Consider the following 18117-nt stretch of genomic DNA (forward strand, 5'->3'; position numbering starts at 1 on the left):
CAGCAGTCAACCTAAGAGGCTCAGGAACAAGCTGGCGTCATGAACGGGGGCCGATCATGTCACACGCAGCGCATTGCACCCGTCGCCAAACAGCAGCTCCCGCCCCGAAGTCGACAGTGCGGCACGCGCCTGATCTCGCAGGTTGTTCACGCCGACGAAGAACTCGCGCATCATCGCGACAAGCAGGTAGCGTCCCGTAGCCGAGAGCTTGATCTCTTCGGCGGTCTCGGTCGCGAAGGCGCCGGCGGCGCGCATGAACAGCATCTCAACAGGCAGAGCGCGGTCGATCGAGATCCCGAAGTCCTCGGCGAACTTGCGCTTGTCGAGCGAGAGGCCGAAGAGTTCCATCAGGAAGCGGTAGCGCATGCGGTCGGTGCGGGCGAAGGTGCGCTTCTGCAGCGCGGGCGTCTTGCGCGCGCGGATGCGCTCGTCGTAGGTCGCAAGCGAGAACGTGTCCACGTAGAGGCTGCCGTCGAGGAAGCTGAAGGCGCCGCTGCCGATGCCGACGTAGTCCTCGTAGTCGACGATGTACTCGTCGATCATTCCGCCGCCGGTGCGCGAGAACGTCCACGCGCTCGCGGGCGAAAAGCGGTCCGCGAGGCCCTCGGCGATCTGGCGGTAAAACCGCGCCTCGCGGGCGTAGTCGACCTTGCCGAGTGTGCGCTTCAGCGAATCGCGGACAGCCGGCGACGCCATGAGCGGGTAGAACGTCACCTGGTTGGCGCCGGTGGCCTTGACCAGCTCGATGTCGCGGGCGAGCTTCTCGGCGGTCTGGCTCGGGAAGTTGAAGATCATGTCCATGTTGAGCGAGTGGAAGCGGCCTTCGATCGACTGCAGGCGCTCGAGAATCTCGCTGGCCGAGCCGTACTTGTCGTAGCGGTCCATCTGGCGCAGCAGTCCGTCGTCAAGCGACTGGACGCCGACGCTCAGGCGGTCGACCTTGTCGGCGAGCACGTCGACCCAGCGCGGGTAGAGGTGGTTGGGGTTGGTCTCGGAGGAGACTTCGCGGATCGAGAAGAGCGACTTGGCGAGGTCGATTGTCTCGACGAGCTGGCCGAGGTCGATCGTCGGAGTCCCCCCGCCGATGTAGAGCGCGGGGAAGTCGTAGCCCAGATCGGCGACCATGCGCATCTCTTCGCGCAGGTTCGCGAAGTAGCGGTCAGCCGTCTCCTTGTTGTACGGGAAGCGGTTGAACGAGCAGTACGGGCAGAGCCGCTCGCAGAACGGCACGTGCACGTAGAGCAGGTACGGCCGCCCCGGCACGGGCGCGGGCAGCGCGTCAATCCCGGCCGGCTCAAGGTTCAGGTACCGGCTGTTCATCTGTCGCATGACGGGAGTGAGCAGGCGTTCCGCGAGCATGTGTACTCCCCTAGCGCGTGACGGCGAGTGCCCGGCGCGCGATGTCGTGTCGGTAGAAAGCGCCGTCGAAGCCGATAAGACCGACAACTCGGTAGGCGGTCTCGATGGCCGTAGCGAAATTCGGGCCGAGCGCGGTGACGTTGAGCACGCGGCCGCCGGCTGTGAGCACAGTGCCGTCCTCGGCGAGCTTGGTGCCGGCGTGGTAAACGAAGACGCCGGGGATCGCGGCTGCCTCGGCGATGCCGCTGATGGGCTTGCCGGTGGCGTAGTCGCCGGGGTATCCGCCGCTCGCGATCACGACGGAGACGGCGGCGACGTCGCTCCACTCCAGCTCGCCGAGCGACACAAGCTCTCCGCGTGCGAGCGCCATCAGCACCTCGGCGAGGTCGGTCTTGAGGCGCGGCAGGAGCACCTGCGTCTCGGGGTCGCCGAAGCGTGCGTTGAACTCGAGAACCTTGGGACCCTCGGCGGTGAGCATGAAGCCGCCGTAGAGGATGCCGCGGTAGGTGATGCCGGCGTCAGCGAGCGCAACAGCGGTCCGCTCGAGGATGGTGATCAACTCAGCTTCGACGGCCGGGGTCGCGACCGGGACCGGCGAGTAGACGCCCATGCCGCCGGTGTTGGGGCCGGTGTCGCCGTCGCCGACGCGTTTGTGGTCCTGCGCCGGAGCCATCGGCAGTACGGTGGTCCCGTCGACAAACGCCAGCAGTGAGACCTCGGGGCCTTCGAGGTACTCCTCGATCACGACGGTCGATCCTGCCTCGCCGAAGCGGCCACTGAAGCACTCCTCGACCGCAGCGACCGCGTCCTCGATCGCCATGGCAACCGTGACGCCCTTGCCCGCGGCGAGGCCGTCGGCCTTCACGACGCAGGGCGCGCCGGTTGCGGCGAGGTACGCGAGCGCTTCCGCGCGGTTTGTGAATGCGCGCGACGCGGCGGTCGGGATACCGGCGCGCTCCATGAGATCGTGCGCGAACGCCTTGCTTCCCTCGATTGCAGCGCCGTCCGAGCCAGGACCCACAGTGGGTACGCCAGCCGCACGAAGGGCATCGGCGAGCCCCGCGACCAACGGAACCTCGGGGCCGATGACTGCGAGGCCGATGGTGTTCTCGGCGGCGAAGGCGACGACCGCCTCGGTGTCGCTCGTGTCGAGCGCCACGTTGGTGGTCGCGCGCTCACCGGCGGTGCCGCCGTTACCCGGCGCGGCGAAGATCGCCTCCACCAGCGGCGATGCCGCGAGCGAGTGAACGATGGCGTGCTCTCGGCCACCCGAGCCAATGACGAGGATGCGCATGAAATCTCCTGTGGGTCTTTCGACTGATCCGGGCAGTGAACGCCGCCGCCAGCATTTCCTTCGGATTGTAGCGGAACATCCCCGGATGCGAACCTCATGCGTGAGATCCCCCCGCAACTCGGACACATACATAGTACGAACCGCGCAGCACCGCAGGAGGAGACATCCGATGGCAACTCTCGTAGCCATGTCCTATCCGGGCGATCCGAACCGCGCAACACAGGCGGCGCTCCACTTGGAGGATCTGCCAATCGCCGATTCCTCGGACCTCGAGGATGTTGTCGTCGTTACCACCAATGACCGAGGTAGGGCCCATCTGACGCAGACCACTCGGTTGATCAGCGAGGGCGCTATCTACGGAGCGCTCTTCGGTATGGTCGCGGGCGTTCTCGGCACCTGGATCTCCGGCATAGACGCGGCACTATCCATCTTGGCCATGACGTTGGGCCTCGCAGTAGCCGGAGCGCTGATCGGTGCCGGGATTGGCCGCAACCGCGACTTCGGCATCGCCGACGACTTCGTGCGCGCGGCCTCGGCGAAGCTACCAGCGAACTCCTCGGCGTTGTTCGTCCTGCTCGACGGCGGGCATGATGAACATGTTCTCGCCGCGCTGGCGACCTGCGGAGGCGAGCTTCTCACCTCCGACTTGCCGAGTGCCGACGCCGCACGCCTGCGCCAGGCAGCAAAGACGGCGCAGCGGCGTAAAGCGGTGCGGGCGCTCTAAAGCAACGCTTGGCGCGACAAGAAACAACCCCCGCGAATCGTTAAGATCCGCAGGGGTTGTCTATTCCAGTAGTCGAGCTGTACTACTTGGTGGTCTTGCCGTTCGGGGTCCACGGGTAGGTGACCATTTCCTGGCCTCCATTGTCGTGGCACTTCCCGCAGTAGTCCACCTGTGCGGCGTGCGACTTATGGCATGTGGAGCACTTGTCATCCTGGTGGGGATCCTCATGCGGGTTGCGATCGAGCTCGCTCGTGTTCTTCGCCAGCTCAGTCATCGAGATGTGGCACTTCAGGCACATATCATCGCTGTACTTGCGCTGGACAAGCGGGGTCTTGTAGTTGCCGCTCACATACGAGATGACCTCTGTGACCTGCTCGGAGATCGTGGGCTCGTGGCAGTCAAGACACGTCACGTCACTCTCGGCGTGAATGCGAACCAAGAAGTTCGAGTTGTAGTATGAGTCGACATACGGTGCCATGACCTTGTGGCAAACAGTCGAGCAGAACTTCGGCGACTCGTGCCATTTCCAACCTGCAATGCCAGCGGCAACGAGGACGACAAGCACTACGGCCAGCACGATCCACAGGGTCTTGCGCTTCTTCTTGGCCGGCTTGGCCTCGACGACTTCGGCTGCCGGGCCCTTCACATCGTCAGACATGTTTCGGGACTCTCCTTCTCTGAGCGTGGCTATCTAGTGAGACATAATACCATCCGGAATTCGAAAATAGGCGATATTGCGGGCCTCTTTCGACTAAACCCTCACTTATTCGGGCATTTGCGGCGACAGTCTGCTGGCTCCATGTCCTCATTTCGCGTCTGCCCCTTGTGTTCGCGGCTAGCTGTATGTACCCAAAACCGGCATGCCCGCTACTGTCCGATTGCAACGAACATCGGGCTGAAGTACGGAACCAGCCAGATGAGCCAGACGACGATGCTGAACGTGTGGAAGTTGGTGATCCAACGCTCGTCTTTCCTCAACAAGACGACGCTCGCCCAGATGGCATGGACGAACATCAGGACGATGGCCAACAGTCCCGATATCCCGTGCACATCAAGCTGCATGCCACCGACGAACTTGAACATGATTCCGGTACCCCATGTATCGCAGACCAACCCCAAGTAGAAGAAGAGCAGGTGCCACTGCTTCAACCTGCCCTGAATTCGTTCGCTCCACACGCCAATGGTATAAAACACCAGCGCCGCAGTGATGATCACGCTTGCGATTGCGGGCATAAACGTTCCTTTCGAGTGGCTCGAATCTGGTCCGTCAGCGAGTATGCATTCGAAACCTGTGCCGAGGCAACCCGCCCCGGATGACGATTTCGCTACTCGACGATCCGTCTGACTTCGCTCCACACGCTGCTGGCAGCGCTGCGCATCTCGCGAAGCGCCCTTGAGCTGCCTCGGCGAACGAGCCTGATGCGCACCGCAAGGTAATGCTCGAGCGATCCGACGTCCTCGGTGGAAAGCTTCTCGAGAGAGTGCTCGGCCGGGTCCGCCCCGAAACCTCGCTCGCCAAGAACGCGCAGCTCTTCGAGTGTGGCGACCGAGAGCGTAGCCAGCGCCTCAGTGGCGGTGCCCAGTTTCGTTCGCAGTGCACCAAGTGCGTGTAACGCCGTCGTCCTCTCGCCAGGCTCAAAGGAGCCAAACTCGTAGTCAAACGGAAGTTCGTAGATCTTGCGGCCCGTGACTACGTGAAGTTCACAGTAGAGATACATGAATGCGAGACGGACGAAGCCTTCCTTGTCGATGCGACGCATCGACGTGCTTGCCCGTACGGACTGCAGCACGCGGAATTTGCCGTGCTCGGCGGCACGTTGCACATAATCGTGGTCCTCGGCGAGAACGACCTCTTCGTCGAATCCGCCGATGGCCTCATGGACCGCTCGCGGCGCCAAGATGCAGAAGCCGGGAGCGTGCGGTGCGACGTACTGCATCAAGTCCATGTAGAAGTTGACGACCTCACAGGCGAATTCGTTGCGGGCTCCGGCCTCCATGGAACTCATATGAACCGTTGCGGCGGACAGGCTGCGGCTCTCGAACTCAGCCACGGCGTCCGAGATGAAGTTTGGATTGATCTCAACATCGGCGTCGAGAAAGAGCAGCAGATCGCCAGTGGCAACGCGGGCCCCCGCGTTGCGGCCGACAGCGGGCATCCCGCCGTCTACCACACATGCCCCGGCTGCGGTCGCAACCTCGCGTGTGCCATCCGTCGAGCCTGCATCGGCAACTACCACCTGATCGGGCGGCTGCGTCTGAGAGCTAAGCTGATCCAGCAGCTTGGGAAGCCGTTGGGCTTCATTGAGCGCCGGAACTATGACTGTCAGCGTGAGTGGCACGGCGCTCCCCGTCGCTTCGGAAAGCCCCGCCTAGCTCTCAGAGTTCGACGTCCCTGCAAGCTTGACGGGAGCAGCTTCCACGAAACGCTTTGGCGTCAGCCGGTAACCCAGCGGAACACCCAACATCAGCCTGGTCTGAGCGGAAAGCGCTGGCAGAGCACCGAGGTAGAAGCCGAAAATCGGAAGCGCGAACCACAGCAGCAGCAACTCGATGACCAGCTTCACTCTTGAGACCCGCTTGGGCGGAGGACAGCGCCACAACTCGAACGCAACCATCGCGATCATGACAACTGCGCCTATGACGAACAGGACGCGCAAGACGCGCAGGTTCTGCAGGATCGCTGCATGGAAGTCGATGCTGTACCACGGGATCCTCGTATAGTAAAACGTCAGGATGTAGATGCTTATGAGGAAGAAGAAGGCGCCCACGCGCAGGACGTGATCCGCGAGCACTTGAACAAAGCGCATCAGGGTCGACTTGCGCACCGCGTCGGCACGCTCGGCGAACTGGCCCACAATGTAGCCGACGTCCTCGGCACCCCAAGAGTGCCGCTTGACCTGGTGGAACCGGTTGGTCAGAGCCTGCAGCCACCCGTCGCCGTCCGTGGCGTCGGCCATTGTCGGCAGGAAGATCGACTCGGTGGTGATCTCTTCGCCGGTCTCGAAGAGGCAGTTGAGGTACTCGTGCCAGTCTTCCGGGATGATGGCGGGGTCCCACCAGCCGCATCGCTCGGCGAGCTGAAGTGACAGCGTGTAAGTCGAGATAGGCAGCGGGTGGAAGAACGGCATGGCGAGATCGGAGATCTGCACGGCGTGCGAAAGCCATGTAGTCACGCGGATCGGTGCGGGAACGTCCCAGATGTTGTTGTAGTAGAGAAGCGGCGCTTGCCAGAAGCTTAGGTGGCGGCGCTCATGTGCGGCAAACGACTTCGCGACTGCCGAGAAGTACTTGGTGTCGATGACCGAGTCCGCGTCACAGCTGGTGATGGTGGTCAACTCGGGATCCACGCCGATGCGATCAAGTTCGACGCGGGCTAGCTTCGCCGCCCATGCTTCGTTGGACGACTTGCCCGGCTCTTCTCCGATGATGCCTCCGGGATGCACGGTGACGAGCGTGTGCATGAACCGCCCGGCGTACTCGGCGGCGAGCATGTTGCCCTTCTCCTGAGCGCCGGGCTCACGCTCTTCCATGCCGAGCACCACAATCATGCGCTCGTTCGCACGATGCTGACCCGCGAGTGCATCCAGAGTCCGGCGAAGGATATCGTCAGGTTCCTTATAGTTGGGAACGATGACGACGTGGCGCACCTCAGAAGGCGCAAATCCGTGAGGTCCCTTGGCGTCCTCGCCAAACGTCCAGTCACGCCGCTGCCACTGTTTGATCTTGTTCTCGCCGATGAGAGCGAAGACCGCGGTCACCGTTGAGCGGCAGATGAAGTAGGCGAAGAACGCCGTCGCTATCGCCAGCCACGCCTGAGGAAAGAAGATCGTTCCGGCAATGGCTAGTGCCACCATGGCCCAAGAAAGGATGCCCGGTAGCATGTGTCCAAAATTGCGGCCGCTGCCTATCGGCCTAGGCTTATTGTCAGTCGGGTTCGACAAAGTATCTCCCTATGCTTGTTTCATAAAAATTCGCCCTATTATTCTACTCGCCTTTTGTACCGACCGCGCTCAACGGTATGGTCACGAAAAGCCGTATCTAAGGTCGGGATTCCCAACGCCTGAAGATTGTCTGCTCCCGGCTGGGACCCACCGCAATCATCGAAACGGGCACCTCGGCGAGATCCTCGAGGAAGCCCACGTAGTCGCGCGCTTCCTTGGGAAGCTCTTCAAACGTGCGGCACCCGGAGATGTCGACGCCCCACCCGGGAAGCTCCTCGTATATCGGCTTAGCGTGATGAAACGCCGTCTGGTGGCTCGGCACGCTCTTGTAGCGCACACCTTCGTACTCGTAGGCGACGCACACCTTGATCGTGTCGACCGCCGAGAGAACATCGAGTTTGGTGAGCACGAGGTCGGTGAGGCCGTTGACCTGCACCGCGTAACGGACGATGACCGCGTCATACCATCCGCACCGACGCTTGCGCCCGGTGGTAGTCCCAAATTCGCCGCCGACGCGCTGGAGCAGCTCGCCGGTCTCGTCGTCGAGCTCCGTCGGGAACGGGCCGCTGCCGACGCGCGTGATATAGGCCTTCGCGATGCCGAGGATGCGGTCGATTCGCCGAGGGCCCACGCCCGCGCCTGTGCATGCGCCACCCGCCGTTGGCGAGGACGAGGTCACGAACGGGTAGGTGCCGTGGTCAATGTCGAGCAGCGTGCCTTGCGCGCCCTCGAAGAAGACCCACTGGTCGGCGTCGAGCGCCTTGTTGACGACGAGTGAGGTGTCGGCGATGTGCGGCTTGATCCGCTCGGCATAGCCGAGATACTCCTCGACGATCTCGTCGGCGGTGTAGGTGGGCAGGCCGTAAATCTTCTCGAGGATGTCGTTCTTCTCGGAAAGGGCGGCTTCGACCTTCTTGCGGAAGATGTGCGCGTCGGTGAGGTCTTGAACGCGAATGCCAAGACGCGAGGCCTTGTCCATGTACGCGGGACCGATGCCGCGGCGCGTGGTACCGATCTCGTTGCTGCCGAGACGGTGCTCACTCGCGCCGTCAAGGTCGCGGTGGTACGGCATGATGAGGTGCGCGCTGCCGCTGATGAGGAGCTTGCGGGTCGACAGGCCATCGGCTTCGAGGGTGTCGATCTCCTCGAGGAGGACCTTCGGGTCGATAACGACGCCGTTGCCGATGACCGGCGTGATGTGCGGATACATGATCCCCGACGGGATGAGGTGCAACTTGAGCGTACGCCCGCCGTGGATGATGGTGTGTCCTGCGTTGTTTCCGCCCTGAAAGCGAACGACGAAATCCATGTCGTCTGCGAGCAGGTCGGTGATTTTACCCTTGCCTTCGTCGCCCCACTGGGCGCCGACGAGCACGATGCCGGCCATGAAAAGACCCGTCCTTTGCTGATCGGGGAGTGTCGCGAACTACAGAGTATAGCGAAAAGAGAGAGGGCACGGGATGGAGGTAGCATGAAGACCGTCGTGTTATCGTTTGTTTGTGGTTAGAAAAGCAGGGAATCCCTACTTGGAAAGGATGATATGGTGAAGAAGTTCCCTTTGTGGTCACTGGGCTTTCTCATCATATCTGTGCCTTTCAACCGCGCCTACAGCGCCTTCGCTGATGTTGCCTCATGGGAATACCGCGTCTGCTTTTCCCTCGCGTCCTGTGTTGCTTGGCTGGCACTACTAGCACTTATCGAGATCAAAGCCAGACGCCTTTTCTCGTTCGTGGCCACAATCCTTCTCTTTGCTGGCTTCATCCTTCAGATGGTCGTAATCTCGTTTGCAGACGCGCTTGCTTCCCTGTCGATCTCCGTGGATCTGACCGTCATCGTCTCCGCAGTCTGCGCTGGTGCCGGCTTTGCCATCTACTACTGCTTGTGGGCTGCAGTCTTCGAGCGCATGCATCCTGCCCTGGCCCTTCTGGGCATAGCAGCATCCATCGGACTGAGCGCAACGCTCTCAACTCTTCCCATTCTGTTGTTGGCTTCGTCCCCCTCGGGAACTGTCATATGTTTCTGCCTAAGAATGGCCATGTTGACCATCTCCTTGATTTGTCTGCACAAATTCGAGCAGCAGGTGCCAAAGACCGGCGATACGATTGCCGCGGCAAGCCCGCACAAGCGGGAAGTGTTTGGTTATGTGTGGCGCGCGTCGAGCGCTATCGCGGTGGCATGGTTCGTGATTGGAGTGTCGGAACCCAACGACGCCTTTGGATCGCCGGCAGGGCTCTCCGCAGTTGTGTTAGCAGCGGCCATACTCGCGGCCATCATCGTCATTTTGACGTGGACACGTGGAAAGCAGCCGGGGTATCTCAATGCCATCTATTCTGTGAGCAGCGCATTTGGCATTGTGCTGCTCCTCGTGAGCGTCAACGCTGGAAGCAACGTGAGTGACGACTTCTGGATGCTGCAGTTCATCTCTTCACCTCTGTTCAACATCATCCTTCTCGGGACTTTGGTATCCGCTCACAGCGTGTTCAAAATGCAGGTGCATCGTCTTGTCTGCATAGTGCTCTCTATGAAGGAGCTGTCATACCTTGCCGGGAACCTGCTGGAATGGAGGATCCCCCGCGGATACGGGAATTCGGTCGGCGTGGTCATGATCCTCGCCTACCTGCTCCTGCTGTTTGTCATCAGTGCATTCACCTCATACCGGAGTTCCATCGACCGCGCAATTCCACAAAAGTTGTCAATGACGATAGGCGCAAAATACAGGCTCACACCAAGAGAGGTGGACGTCCTACGTTGTCTACTGCAGGGCAGCTCGTACGTTCGTATTGGCAAGCAACTGTTCATCGCATCAAGCACCGTGAAGACTCACGTGAATCATATCTATTCGAAAATGGGAGTCGCGAACCGCGATCAATTCATCGATCTGACTAATTCTGGCGGACAGGCCAACCAAGAGATCTCGCGGGCTCCTCATTAAGCAGACCTTTCCCTCGCCTCGAACAAATCGTCGATACAAGGAAAGCATGCTCCTCCATAAATCAAACATATCGTTGATTCTCCATGGTCTCTACTTGCCCCTATCTTGTGACCAGCACCTCGTACCTGACGCACTGCAGTGTTCGGGCGCAAACTGTCGGCCAGCAAATGAAGGGAAGACCATGAAGACAAACGAGGAGAGCAGCATAGGAAGAAAGGGACTCACGCGACGTAGTTTCATCGAAGGAGTTGCCGTAGGAGCACTCGGGGTGACCGCCGCTTCAGTGTTGAGCGGCTGCGGCGCGTCGTCGTCGGCTGAGTCGAAAGAAGCCGTCGAAAAGAGCATGTTCGTTGACACCCTCAATCCGCAGGACGAATCGTACAGCACCTTCACCACGGACTATGCTGCGATCTTCTCGCCGATCAAGGTGGGCAGTCTGACTCTGAAGAACCGCATCATCAAGAGCGCGGCGGGTTCGGACACGCATTCGTCCAAGCCTCCGCTTAGCCAAAACAGCCTCGACTACTTCAGCAACTTCGCCAAGGGCGGGGCTGCTGTCGTGCTGATGGACGGCGGCGTAATGGCCCCTTATGGTTTCAACGGGCTGGCCGGAACCATCTACAAGACATACGACGAAGCGACTGCAGCTGCAAAGGTCATGTCCGACGCCGTACATGCGGGCGGTGCCTATGTAGGAATCCAGATGAGCACGGGAAGCCTTGGACCTTCCGTCACCCCACTGCAAGTCGACTCGCTCACAGTTGAACAGATCCGGGCACTCACGGCCCGTTTTGCGCAGCAGGCGCTTGCCGCGAAGAAAGCTGGATTCGATATCGTCGAGTTCAAAGGCGCGGCATCTGACGACATGAACGCCTTCCTCACTCGACGCCTGAACAAGCGCAAGGACGAGTACGGCCCACAGAGCATCGAGAACCGTTCACGCTGGATGTGCGAAATCATCCAGGCGATTAAGGCGGCCTGCGGCAAAGACTTCACCGTCGCCTGCCTCATCAATGTCTTCGAGGAAAACGACGCGCAGCTGGGTATCAACGATAAGTTCATCACCGTCGACGAATCGACGGAAATCGCGAAGCTTCTCGAGAAAGCTGGAGCCGACTGGATCCAGCTTCGGTGCGGCACCCCCGGCCTCGAATCGGCCGTCTGGGGTGACATGATGCACGCGGGCTTCCGCGCCGACGGCATGACCGGCTATGGCACGATGTTTGACTACTCCTGCCACTTTGGGGGGCTCCAGGACGGGAAGCACTCCGGTTCTGGCGCGTTCATTCCTGCTGTCGCTAAAATCCGGAAGGCCGTCAAGGTTCCGGTCGGCTGCGCCGGCTCCATGGATCCCCGCACCGCTCCCGACCTCATCAACAACGCAGTTCGCGACGGCCTCACCGATTTGGTCTTCCTGAACCGCCCGCTCACTGTGGATCCGGAGCTCCCCAACAAGCTCCAGGCGAAGAAGCGCGACGAAGTCGCCCCGTGCACGCACTGCTGGCACTGTCACACCGCGGGCATCACGCCCAAAGAACCTGAACTCTGCCGTGTGAACGCCGCGACACAGCGCGCCTACACCTCAGCGCTGCCCGAAGGCTACGTGTTGGCCCCAGCGAAGACCGTCAAGAACGTCATGGTCATCGGCGGAGGCCCAGGCGGCATGGAGGCCGCCCGTCGTGCCGCGCAGAAGGGACACAAGGTCACCCTCTACGAGAAGGGCAGCTCCCTCGGCGGCCTGGTCAAGACCGCAAGCGGGTTCAAGGGTAGCCACGAGCGCCTCGAAGACCTCATCGCCTTCCTCACCAAGCAGCAGTCGCTCAACAAGGTCACCGTCGTTACCGGCAAAGAGGTCGACGCCGCCTTCGTCGACACCGTGAAGCCCGATGCGATCATCGTTGCGGTCGGCGGGAAGCGGGATGCCAAGTTCGCCGGGTCTAGTGTCACGGCTCCGAACGTGATCAACATCGGCAGCTACGACAACTCCAAGATCGGCAGCAAGGTCGTCATTCTCGGCGCCGGTGCCCAAGCGGTCGACCTCGTCATGTACCTGCTTGCCCAGGGCAAGCAGGTCACGATGGTTCACGGAGACGTTGCCGCCAAGGTCGACAAGGAGCAGTCCATCCACTTCAGGCAGTACATCCCGCCGCACATCCAGGCCAAGGGTGTCAAGATCTGGAGCGAAAGCACCGTCCAGAAGATCGTCGACGGCGGAGTGGTCATCAAGACGGCCGGCGTCGAGATGACTCTGAAGTGCGACACGGTCGTGGAGTGCTGGGACATGCTCGCGAACACCACACTTGCCGATGCCCTCAAGAGCAAGTACACGGTCTCTCTCGTGGGCGACTGTGCCAATGCGGGCAAGGACAAGAACATCCTGTACGCCATCCAGGCCGGGTACGACGCCGCCCGGGCGATCTAGCACGAGTAACGCTCAAGTCGCGCCGGTAGCTATCGCTGCAGCGCGGAAGAAGGCCCGCGGCATTTCGCCGCGGGCCTTGTCGTTAGCTCCAGGCTTTCGACAACGCTGTGGTATGGGCATACTGTCATCGGAATGACACCTGTCCTGCACATTCGTCACTCGAGGAGTCCCGTGCGGTTTCGCACCGCCATCATTTCGCTGACTATCATCGGAGTCTGCACCGCTCTTTGCGGCTGTACCCCGGCCGATACGATCGCGGTCACAGGCTCCGTGAGCAGCGGAGTGGTGGTTCTGCAGGTACCTGCGCTCGTCACCGTGGTTCCCGATCTCGATGCGGGATTCGCCGGCGGCGGTGCGACCGGATCGGCTTCGGCGGGCACCGCCGGAGTGTCGCGCAGTGCGATTGCGACCGTCTCGGCAATCACGGGCTTGGGATCGTACCTGCGGGTCGCCTCCATTGAAGCGAACCCCGGCGCGAATGTGAAGGCCGGACAGATCATCGCCCGGTTCGACTCGGCTTCGCTGGAGGCGAATGTCGGCGTTGCCAGCGCAAACGCGAACGTCGCAGCGGCACAGGTGGGAGTGCTGGACTCGGCGATCGAGAAGACGTCATCCTCTGCGGCGGATCTCGATGCTGCACGCGCGACGCTCGAAAGCACGATCGATCAGCTGACCACCTCGCGTTCTCAACTCTCCGTGCAACTCGCGCAGACGCAGGCAGCCCTCGCAAGCCTGCCGACTTCGCCCGCTCCGCCGCAAGCGGCTCAGCTGCAGGCGGCGATCATGCAGCTGCAAGCCGGTATCTCCCAGATGGACGCCGGCCTCGTCCAGGCTCGGGCGGGGCTCGGAACGCTGGACGCAGGCTCGGCGGCGCTCGTTGCAGCACGCGCGCAGATGCGCGATCTGCGCGCGATTGCCGTCGTGGCTTCTGATGCGTCGAAGATCGGCGTACTCGTGGCGCAGTACCAGCTCTCACTCTCGGTGGTGCGCTCTCCCGTCGATGGTGTGCTGGTCGGCGTCGCCGATGTGGGCGACCTGCTTGCGCCAGGCGCGACCGTCGCTGCGGTGCGCGAGGACGCGCCCGCGAAGGTGACGACGTGGCTTGCGGCCGACCAGCTGGCCCGTGTGCGCGTGGGTGACTCGGCGACGGTGAGCGGCGACTGGATGGCAGCGGGTGCGAGCGTGACCGGCACGGTCTCGCACATCGGCTCGCGCGCCGACTACCCGCCCACCTCCTTTGCGACAGACGCCGTGCACCTGACACGCGCGGTGCCTGTCGAGATCACGATTCCCTCGGCTGTGCTGCCTTATGGGGCGCCGGTCGATATCGCGGTTGTGCCGAGCGGCTAGAGCGAACACGGATACTCAGAGGTCCGAACAACGACAGCGAGAACGGGTGAGGCAGATGGCGAACGAAAAGCACAGGCGTCCACCGGCGGCGGCGATCGTAATCGTATTGCTGCTCGCGGCAGCCACGGGTGGCTACTTATGGTGGAAGTCAGTGCGGCCTTCGACGGACGGCGTACTCACGGCGACGGGGGCGGTCGAAGCCAAGGAGTACCAGGTTGCCTCGGCACTCGCGGGACGCATCGCAACGCTTTCTGCCGGCGAAGGCGACTCAGTAAAGAGCGGTGCCGTGCTGGTCGAACTCGACAGCGCCGCGCTGCAGCTACAGGTCGACTCAGCCGTCCAGGGCGTGAACGCGGCGACGGCCGCGCTCACCGCGGCCAAGAACACCGGCACGGCCGCAGACGTCGCAGCTGCGGCTGCGCGCCTGGAGCAGGCGAACGCGGCCGTCAAGCTCGCTCAGGTCCAGCTCGGCTATGCGAAGGTCACGGCGCCGCACGACGGAGTGGTCGTTTCGATCACCACGAACGTGGGACAGAATGCGAGTCCGGGCAAGACGCTACTCACGCTGACTGACCCCAGCGACCTGTTTGTGCGAGTGTTCGTGCCGGAAACGCAGATCGGCAACGTGAAGCTGGGACAGGCTGTCAAGGTCGTCACGGACTCGACGACGAACACGTACAGCGGGACCGTGACGTTCATCGCTTCGCAGTCCGAGTTCACGCCCAACAACGTTGAGACCAAAGACCAGCGCGTCAAGCTCGTCTACGAGGTGCGCGTGCGCATCACTGATCCCAGCGGCGCTCTGAAGGCCGGCATGCCCACGGACGTGACGTTCGAGTGACCGCCGCCGCCGAGATCGCAGTCGAAACCGACGTCGGGGTCGCGCCCTCGGCCCAACCCGCGCTCGCCATCAGCGCGACCGGGCTGGAGCGCGCCTTCGGAGACGTCGTCGCGGTCGCCGGCGTCGACCTCGCGGTCACCCGCGGCGCGGTCTTCGGGTTGCTCGGCCCCGACGGCGCCGGCAAGTCGACACTCATCCGCATGCTCGCGACCGTGCTTGCGCCCGCCGTCGGCGACGCAGAGATCTTCGGCGAGTCGGTCACCCGCTCAGCCTCGCGGGTGACGCCACGCATCGGCTACATGTCGCAGCGCTTCTCGATGTATCCCGACCTCACCATCGCCGAGAACCTCGCGTTCTTCGCGACCGTCCGCGGCGTGTCGCGCGATGCGCGCCGCGAACGCGCGGTCTCTCTGCTCGCCAGCATGGGTCTCGCCGAGTTCGCCGGCCGCCAGGCCCGCTTCCTCTCCGGCGGCATGAAGCAGAAGCTGATGCTGGCCACGACACTCATGCACGAGCCCGACCTGCTGTTGCTCGACGAACCCACCACGGGCGTCGATCCCGTCTCTCGCCGTGAGTTCTGGCGCATCATCGCCGGGCTGCACCGCGCGGGCAAGACGGTGCTGGTGGCCACGCCGTACATGGACGAGGCCGAGCGCTGCACCGAGATCGCCTTCATGGACGGCGGCCGAATCCTTCAGCAGGGCACACCCGCCGAGATCAAGGCGCTTGTACCGGGTACACTCTTCGAGGTCGCGGCTCCCGAGCCTCGTGCGGCATTGGCTGCGGTCGCAGGCGAGCCGCACGTTGCCTCGGCGCACCTCTACGGCGAGGTTGTCCGTGTGCTGTGGGCCGGTGGCACCGAGGGCGCCGAGGAACTCCGCGGCACGCTGCGTGCTGCGGACGTGACCGTCACCGGCGTGCAGCCGGTGCGTGTCGACATGGAAGCCGCGTTCGCGTTCCTTGCCGAGGAGGCTGACGCGCGATGAAGTCCGCTGCCGTTCGCATCGGCGCGATCGCACGCAAGGAGTTCAAGCATCTCATTCGCGATCCGCGCATTCTGGCGGCCGTGCTCATCGTCCCAATCGTGCAGCTGCTGCTGTTCGCCTACGCCATCAGCTTCGACGTGAAGAACGTCCCGACGGTGGTACTCGATCAGGACAAGACGCCGGCGAGCCGACAATACGTGCAGGCCTACCAGTCCTCCGAGTTCTTCAACGTGCTGGGTGAAGTCGCAGACCTCTCCGCGGTCGACCGGCAGTTCGACCGCAATCTGGCTCGCATCGCCGTGGTCATCCCCTCCGGGTTCGAGCGCGCGCTCGCCTCGGGTGAGAAGGCGCAGGTCGCCGTGCTCATCGATGGCAGCGAGCCCAATTCGGCGCAGATCGGGCAGGCCTACACGGTCGCTCTCAACCGGGTTTACGGCCAGAAGATGCTCTTCGCTTGGGCTGACAGACAGGGCCTCGACGTGACGCAGTTCGGGCAGCTGCAAGCCCAGGTGCGAACCTGGTACAACCCCGAAAAGCGCTCGTCGGACTTCCTGATTCCTGGGCTCATGGTGGTCATCATCATGATCGTGACCGTGCAGCAGACGGCAGTCACGCTCGTACGCGAGCGGGACCAGGGCACGCAGGAACAGCTGGCGGTCAGCCCGCTTCGCCGAGTCGAACTGATGGTCGGCAAACTTCTGCCATGGACAGTGCTTGCGTTCCTCGATATGGGAGCGATCACTGCCGTCGGGATCGGTGTGTTCGGCGTTCCTCTGCGCGGAAGTGTGGCCTTCCTCTCCGTTTCCGCGATCGTATTCGTGGCCGCAGCCCTAGGCATGGGACTGATCATCTCCGCACTCGCCCCGTCGCTTGAGACCGCCAACATCACAGCACTGCTCATCTCCTTCCTGCCGGCGTTCATGCTGTCGGGCTTCGCCTTCCCGCTCGAATCGATACCGCGCGTACTCCAGTGGGTGAGCTACGCCTTTCCGGGCCGCTACATGATCGCGATTTCACGCGGCGTCTTCCTGAAAGGTGCCGGCTTCGCCGAGCTCTGGCCGCAGTTGCTCTACCTCTCGATCTTCGCGATCGTGGTCACCACAATCGCATCCGTCCTCTACGGGAGGCGGTCGCAGTGAGCCTGAAGCGCATTCGCCTTCTCATCTGGAAAGAGTTCGTTCAGCTTCGCCGAGACCCCCTGCTGCTGAGGCTTCTTCTCCTGATGCCGGTCGCCCAGCTCATCTTTTTCGGCTATGTGGTCGCCGCCGACGTGCGCAATCTCCCCACGGCCGTCGTCGATCTGGATCACAGCTCAGTATCGCGCCAACTTGAGTCCTCCTTCTCCAGTTCCGGCTACTTCGTCATCAAGGCCCACCCGGCCGCCGAAGGCGACCTCCAACCACTGCTCGACCGGGGCGACATCGCGGTTGCGCTGGTCATCCCGGAAGGCACGCAAGCGCGGATCGACCGGGGCGAGACGGCGTCCATCGGCATCATCGTCGATGGGTCTGACAGCAAGACGGCGTCGGTGGGCAGCAGCTACGCGGCGCAGATCGTGGCGGCGTTCAACCAGGAGCGCATCGCCGCCCAAGGCATCACCCTCTCGGCACCGGGAATCGACGCACGAGTCCGCGTGGTGTTCAACCCGACGCTGCGCGCCGTCAACACGATGATCCCAGGACTCATCGCGGCGATCCTCATGATCTCGATGATGGCGATCATGTCGCAGGCGGTCGTGCGCGAGCGGGAGCGCGGCACGCTCGAGCAGATGTTCGTCACGCCGATCGGCCGCGGCGAGTACCTGATCGGCAAGGTCACGCCCTACATGATCATCGCCGTCGCACAGATGGCGCTCGTCGCACTCATCGGCCGTTACTGGTTCCGAGTACCTTTCAACGGCCAACTCGCAGTGGTGATCGTGGGACTCGGCCTGTTCATGCTCACGTCGGTCGGTCTCGGGTTGTTGGTGTCTTTGGTTTCGCGCACCCGTCAACAGGCTCAGCAGACGGTTATGTTCATCCTGATCCCCACAATGGTCCTCTCTGGCTTCATCTTCCCCATCGAGTCGATGCCGGCGGAAGTGGTACCCCTCACCTACCTGATCCCGCTCCGTTACGCGCTGACCGTGCTTCGCGGGGCGTTCGTCAAGGGCAGCGGCTTCGAGGCTCTTGCCGTGCCGCTGATCGCGATGACGGTATTCTCGGCCGTCATCTTCTGCGCAGCTATTGTGGCGACCCGCAAACGGCTGTCGGAATAGGAGCGGCAACG

At 62.4% G+C, this 18117-nt stretch carries 15 protein-coding genes; 8 read left to right on the top strand and 7 right to left on the bottom strand.

From position 1 onward, the window contains the following. Positions 1 to 54 precede the first annotated feature (54 nt). Both HGA39_02625 and purD read right to left on the bottom strand, forming a co-directional pair. Entirely contained in the window at positions 55 to 1359 is a 1305-nt protein-coding gene (locus HGA39_02625) for a coproporphyrinogen III oxidase family protein (GenBank protein NTW28244.1), read from the bottom strand. A gap of 10 nt (positions 1360 to 1369) precedes the next feature. Beyond that, positions 1370 to 2653: a phosphoribosylamine--glycine ligase gene (gene purD, locus HGA39_02630; GenBank protein ID NTW28245.1), complete on the bottom strand. Its 1284-nt coding sequence runs from the start codon at positions 2651 to 2653 to the stop codon at positions 1370 to 1372. Positions 2654 to 2822: 169 nt separating this feature from the next. On the opposite strand from purD, the gene HGA39_02635 reads away from it, so the two are divergent. Beyond that, positions 2823 to 3377 carry a DUF1269 domain-containing protein gene (locus HGA39_02635; protein ID NTW28246.1) on the top strand — a complete coding sequence of 185 codons (555 nt, stop codon included), beginning with the start codon at positions 2823 to 2825 and terminating at the stop codon, positions 3375 to 3377. 82 nt (positions 3378 to 3459) lie between these two features. On the opposite strand, the gene HGA39_02640 is transcribed toward HGA39_02635, so the two are convergent. The 5 genes from HGA39_02640 to HGA39_02660 form a co-directional block, all read right to left on the bottom strand. Then, positions 3460 to 4035 carry a cytochrome c3 family protein gene (locus HGA39_02640; protein ID NTW28247.1) on the bottom strand — a complete coding sequence of 192 codons (576 nt, stop codon included), beginning with the start codon at positions 4033 to 4035 and terminating at the stop codon, positions 3460 to 3462. 209 nt (positions 4036 to 4244) lie between these two features. Then, on the bottom strand, positions 4245 to 4610 hold the full coding sequence (locus HGA39_02645) for a TIGR03987 family protein (protein NTW28248.1): 366 nt from the start codon (positions 4608 to 4610) through the stop codon (positions 4245 to 4247). A gap of 92 nt (positions 4611 to 4702) precedes the next feature. After that, positions 4703 to 5716 (bottom strand): glycosyltransferase, encoded by a 1014-nt coding sequence (locus HGA39_02650; protein ID NTW28249.1) that lies wholly within the window; start codon positions 5714 to 5716, stop codon positions 4703 to 4705. 30 nt (positions 5717 to 5746) lie between these two features. After that, the gene (locus tag HGA39_02655; protein NTW28250.1) at positions 5747 to 7318 is read right to left on the bottom strand and encodes a hypothetical protein; all 1572 of its coding nucleotides are present in this window, start codon (positions 7316 to 7318) and stop codon (positions 5747 to 5749) included. Positions 7319 to 7415: 97 nt separating this feature from the next. Next, complete coding sequence (locus HGA39_02660; protein NTW28251.1) at positions 7416 to 8705, bottom strand: adenylosuccinate synthase; 1290 nt, start codon at positions 8703 to 8705, stop codon at positions 7416 to 7418. 153 nt (positions 8706 to 8858) lie between these two features. On the opposite strand from HGA39_02660, the gene HGA39_02665 reads away from it, so the two are divergent. From HGA39_02665 to HGA39_02695, 7 genes are all read left to right on the top strand, one after another. Then, positions 8859 to 10250, top strand: a complete 1392-nt coding sequence (locus tag HGA39_02665) for a helix-turn-helix transcriptional regulator (protein ID NTW28252.1) — start codon at positions 8859 to 8861, stop codon at positions 10248 to 10250. 268 nt (positions 10251 to 10518) lie between these two features. Further along, on the top strand, positions 10519 to 12672 hold the full coding sequence (locus HGA39_02670; protein NTW28253.1) for an FAD-dependent oxidoreductase: 2154 nt from the start codon (positions 10519 to 10521) through the stop codon (positions 12670 to 12672). Between the two features lie 171 nt (positions 12673 to 12843). Continuing rightward, positions 12844 to 14022 (top strand): HlyD family efflux transporter periplasmic adaptor subunit, encoded by a 1179-nt coding sequence (locus HGA39_02675; GenBank protein NTW28254.1) that lies wholly within the window; start codon positions 12844 to 12846, stop codon positions 14020 to 14022. A gap of 55 nt (positions 14023 to 14077) precedes the next feature. Next, the gene (locus HGA39_02680) at positions 14078 to 14863 is read left to right on the top strand and encodes an HlyD family efflux transporter periplasmic adaptor subunit (GenBank protein NTW28255.1); all 786 of its coding nucleotides are present in this window, start codon (positions 14078 to 14080) and stop codon (positions 14861 to 14863) included. Between the two features lie 68 nt (positions 14864 to 14931). Beyond that, complete coding sequence (locus tag HGA39_02685) at positions 14932 to 15849, top strand: ABC transporter ATP-binding protein (protein ID NTW28256.1); 918 nt, start codon at positions 14932 to 14934, stop codon at positions 15847 to 15849. Further along, positions 15846 to 16988 (top strand): ABC transporter permease, encoded by a 1143-nt coding sequence (locus tag HGA39_02690; GenBank protein ID NTW28257.1) that lies wholly within the window; start codon positions 15846 to 15848, stop codon positions 16986 to 16988. The genes HGA39_02685 and HGA39_02690 overlap by 4 nt, the downstream gene beginning before the upstream one ends. Then, positions 16985 to 18106: an ABC transporter permease gene (locus tag HGA39_02695; GenBank protein NTW28258.1), complete on the top strand. Its 1122-nt coding sequence runs from the start codon at positions 16985 to 16987 to the stop codon at positions 18104 to 18106. The genes HGA39_02690 and HGA39_02695 overlap by 4 nt, the downstream gene beginning before the upstream one ends. The last annotated feature ends 11 nt before the right edge of the window (positions 18107 to 18117 follow it).

This window comes from Coriobacteriia bacterium (genome assembly GCA_013336165.1).
Classification (GTDB): domain Bacteria; phylum Actinomycetota; class Coriobacteriia; order Anaerosomatales; family JAAXUF01; genus JAAXUF01.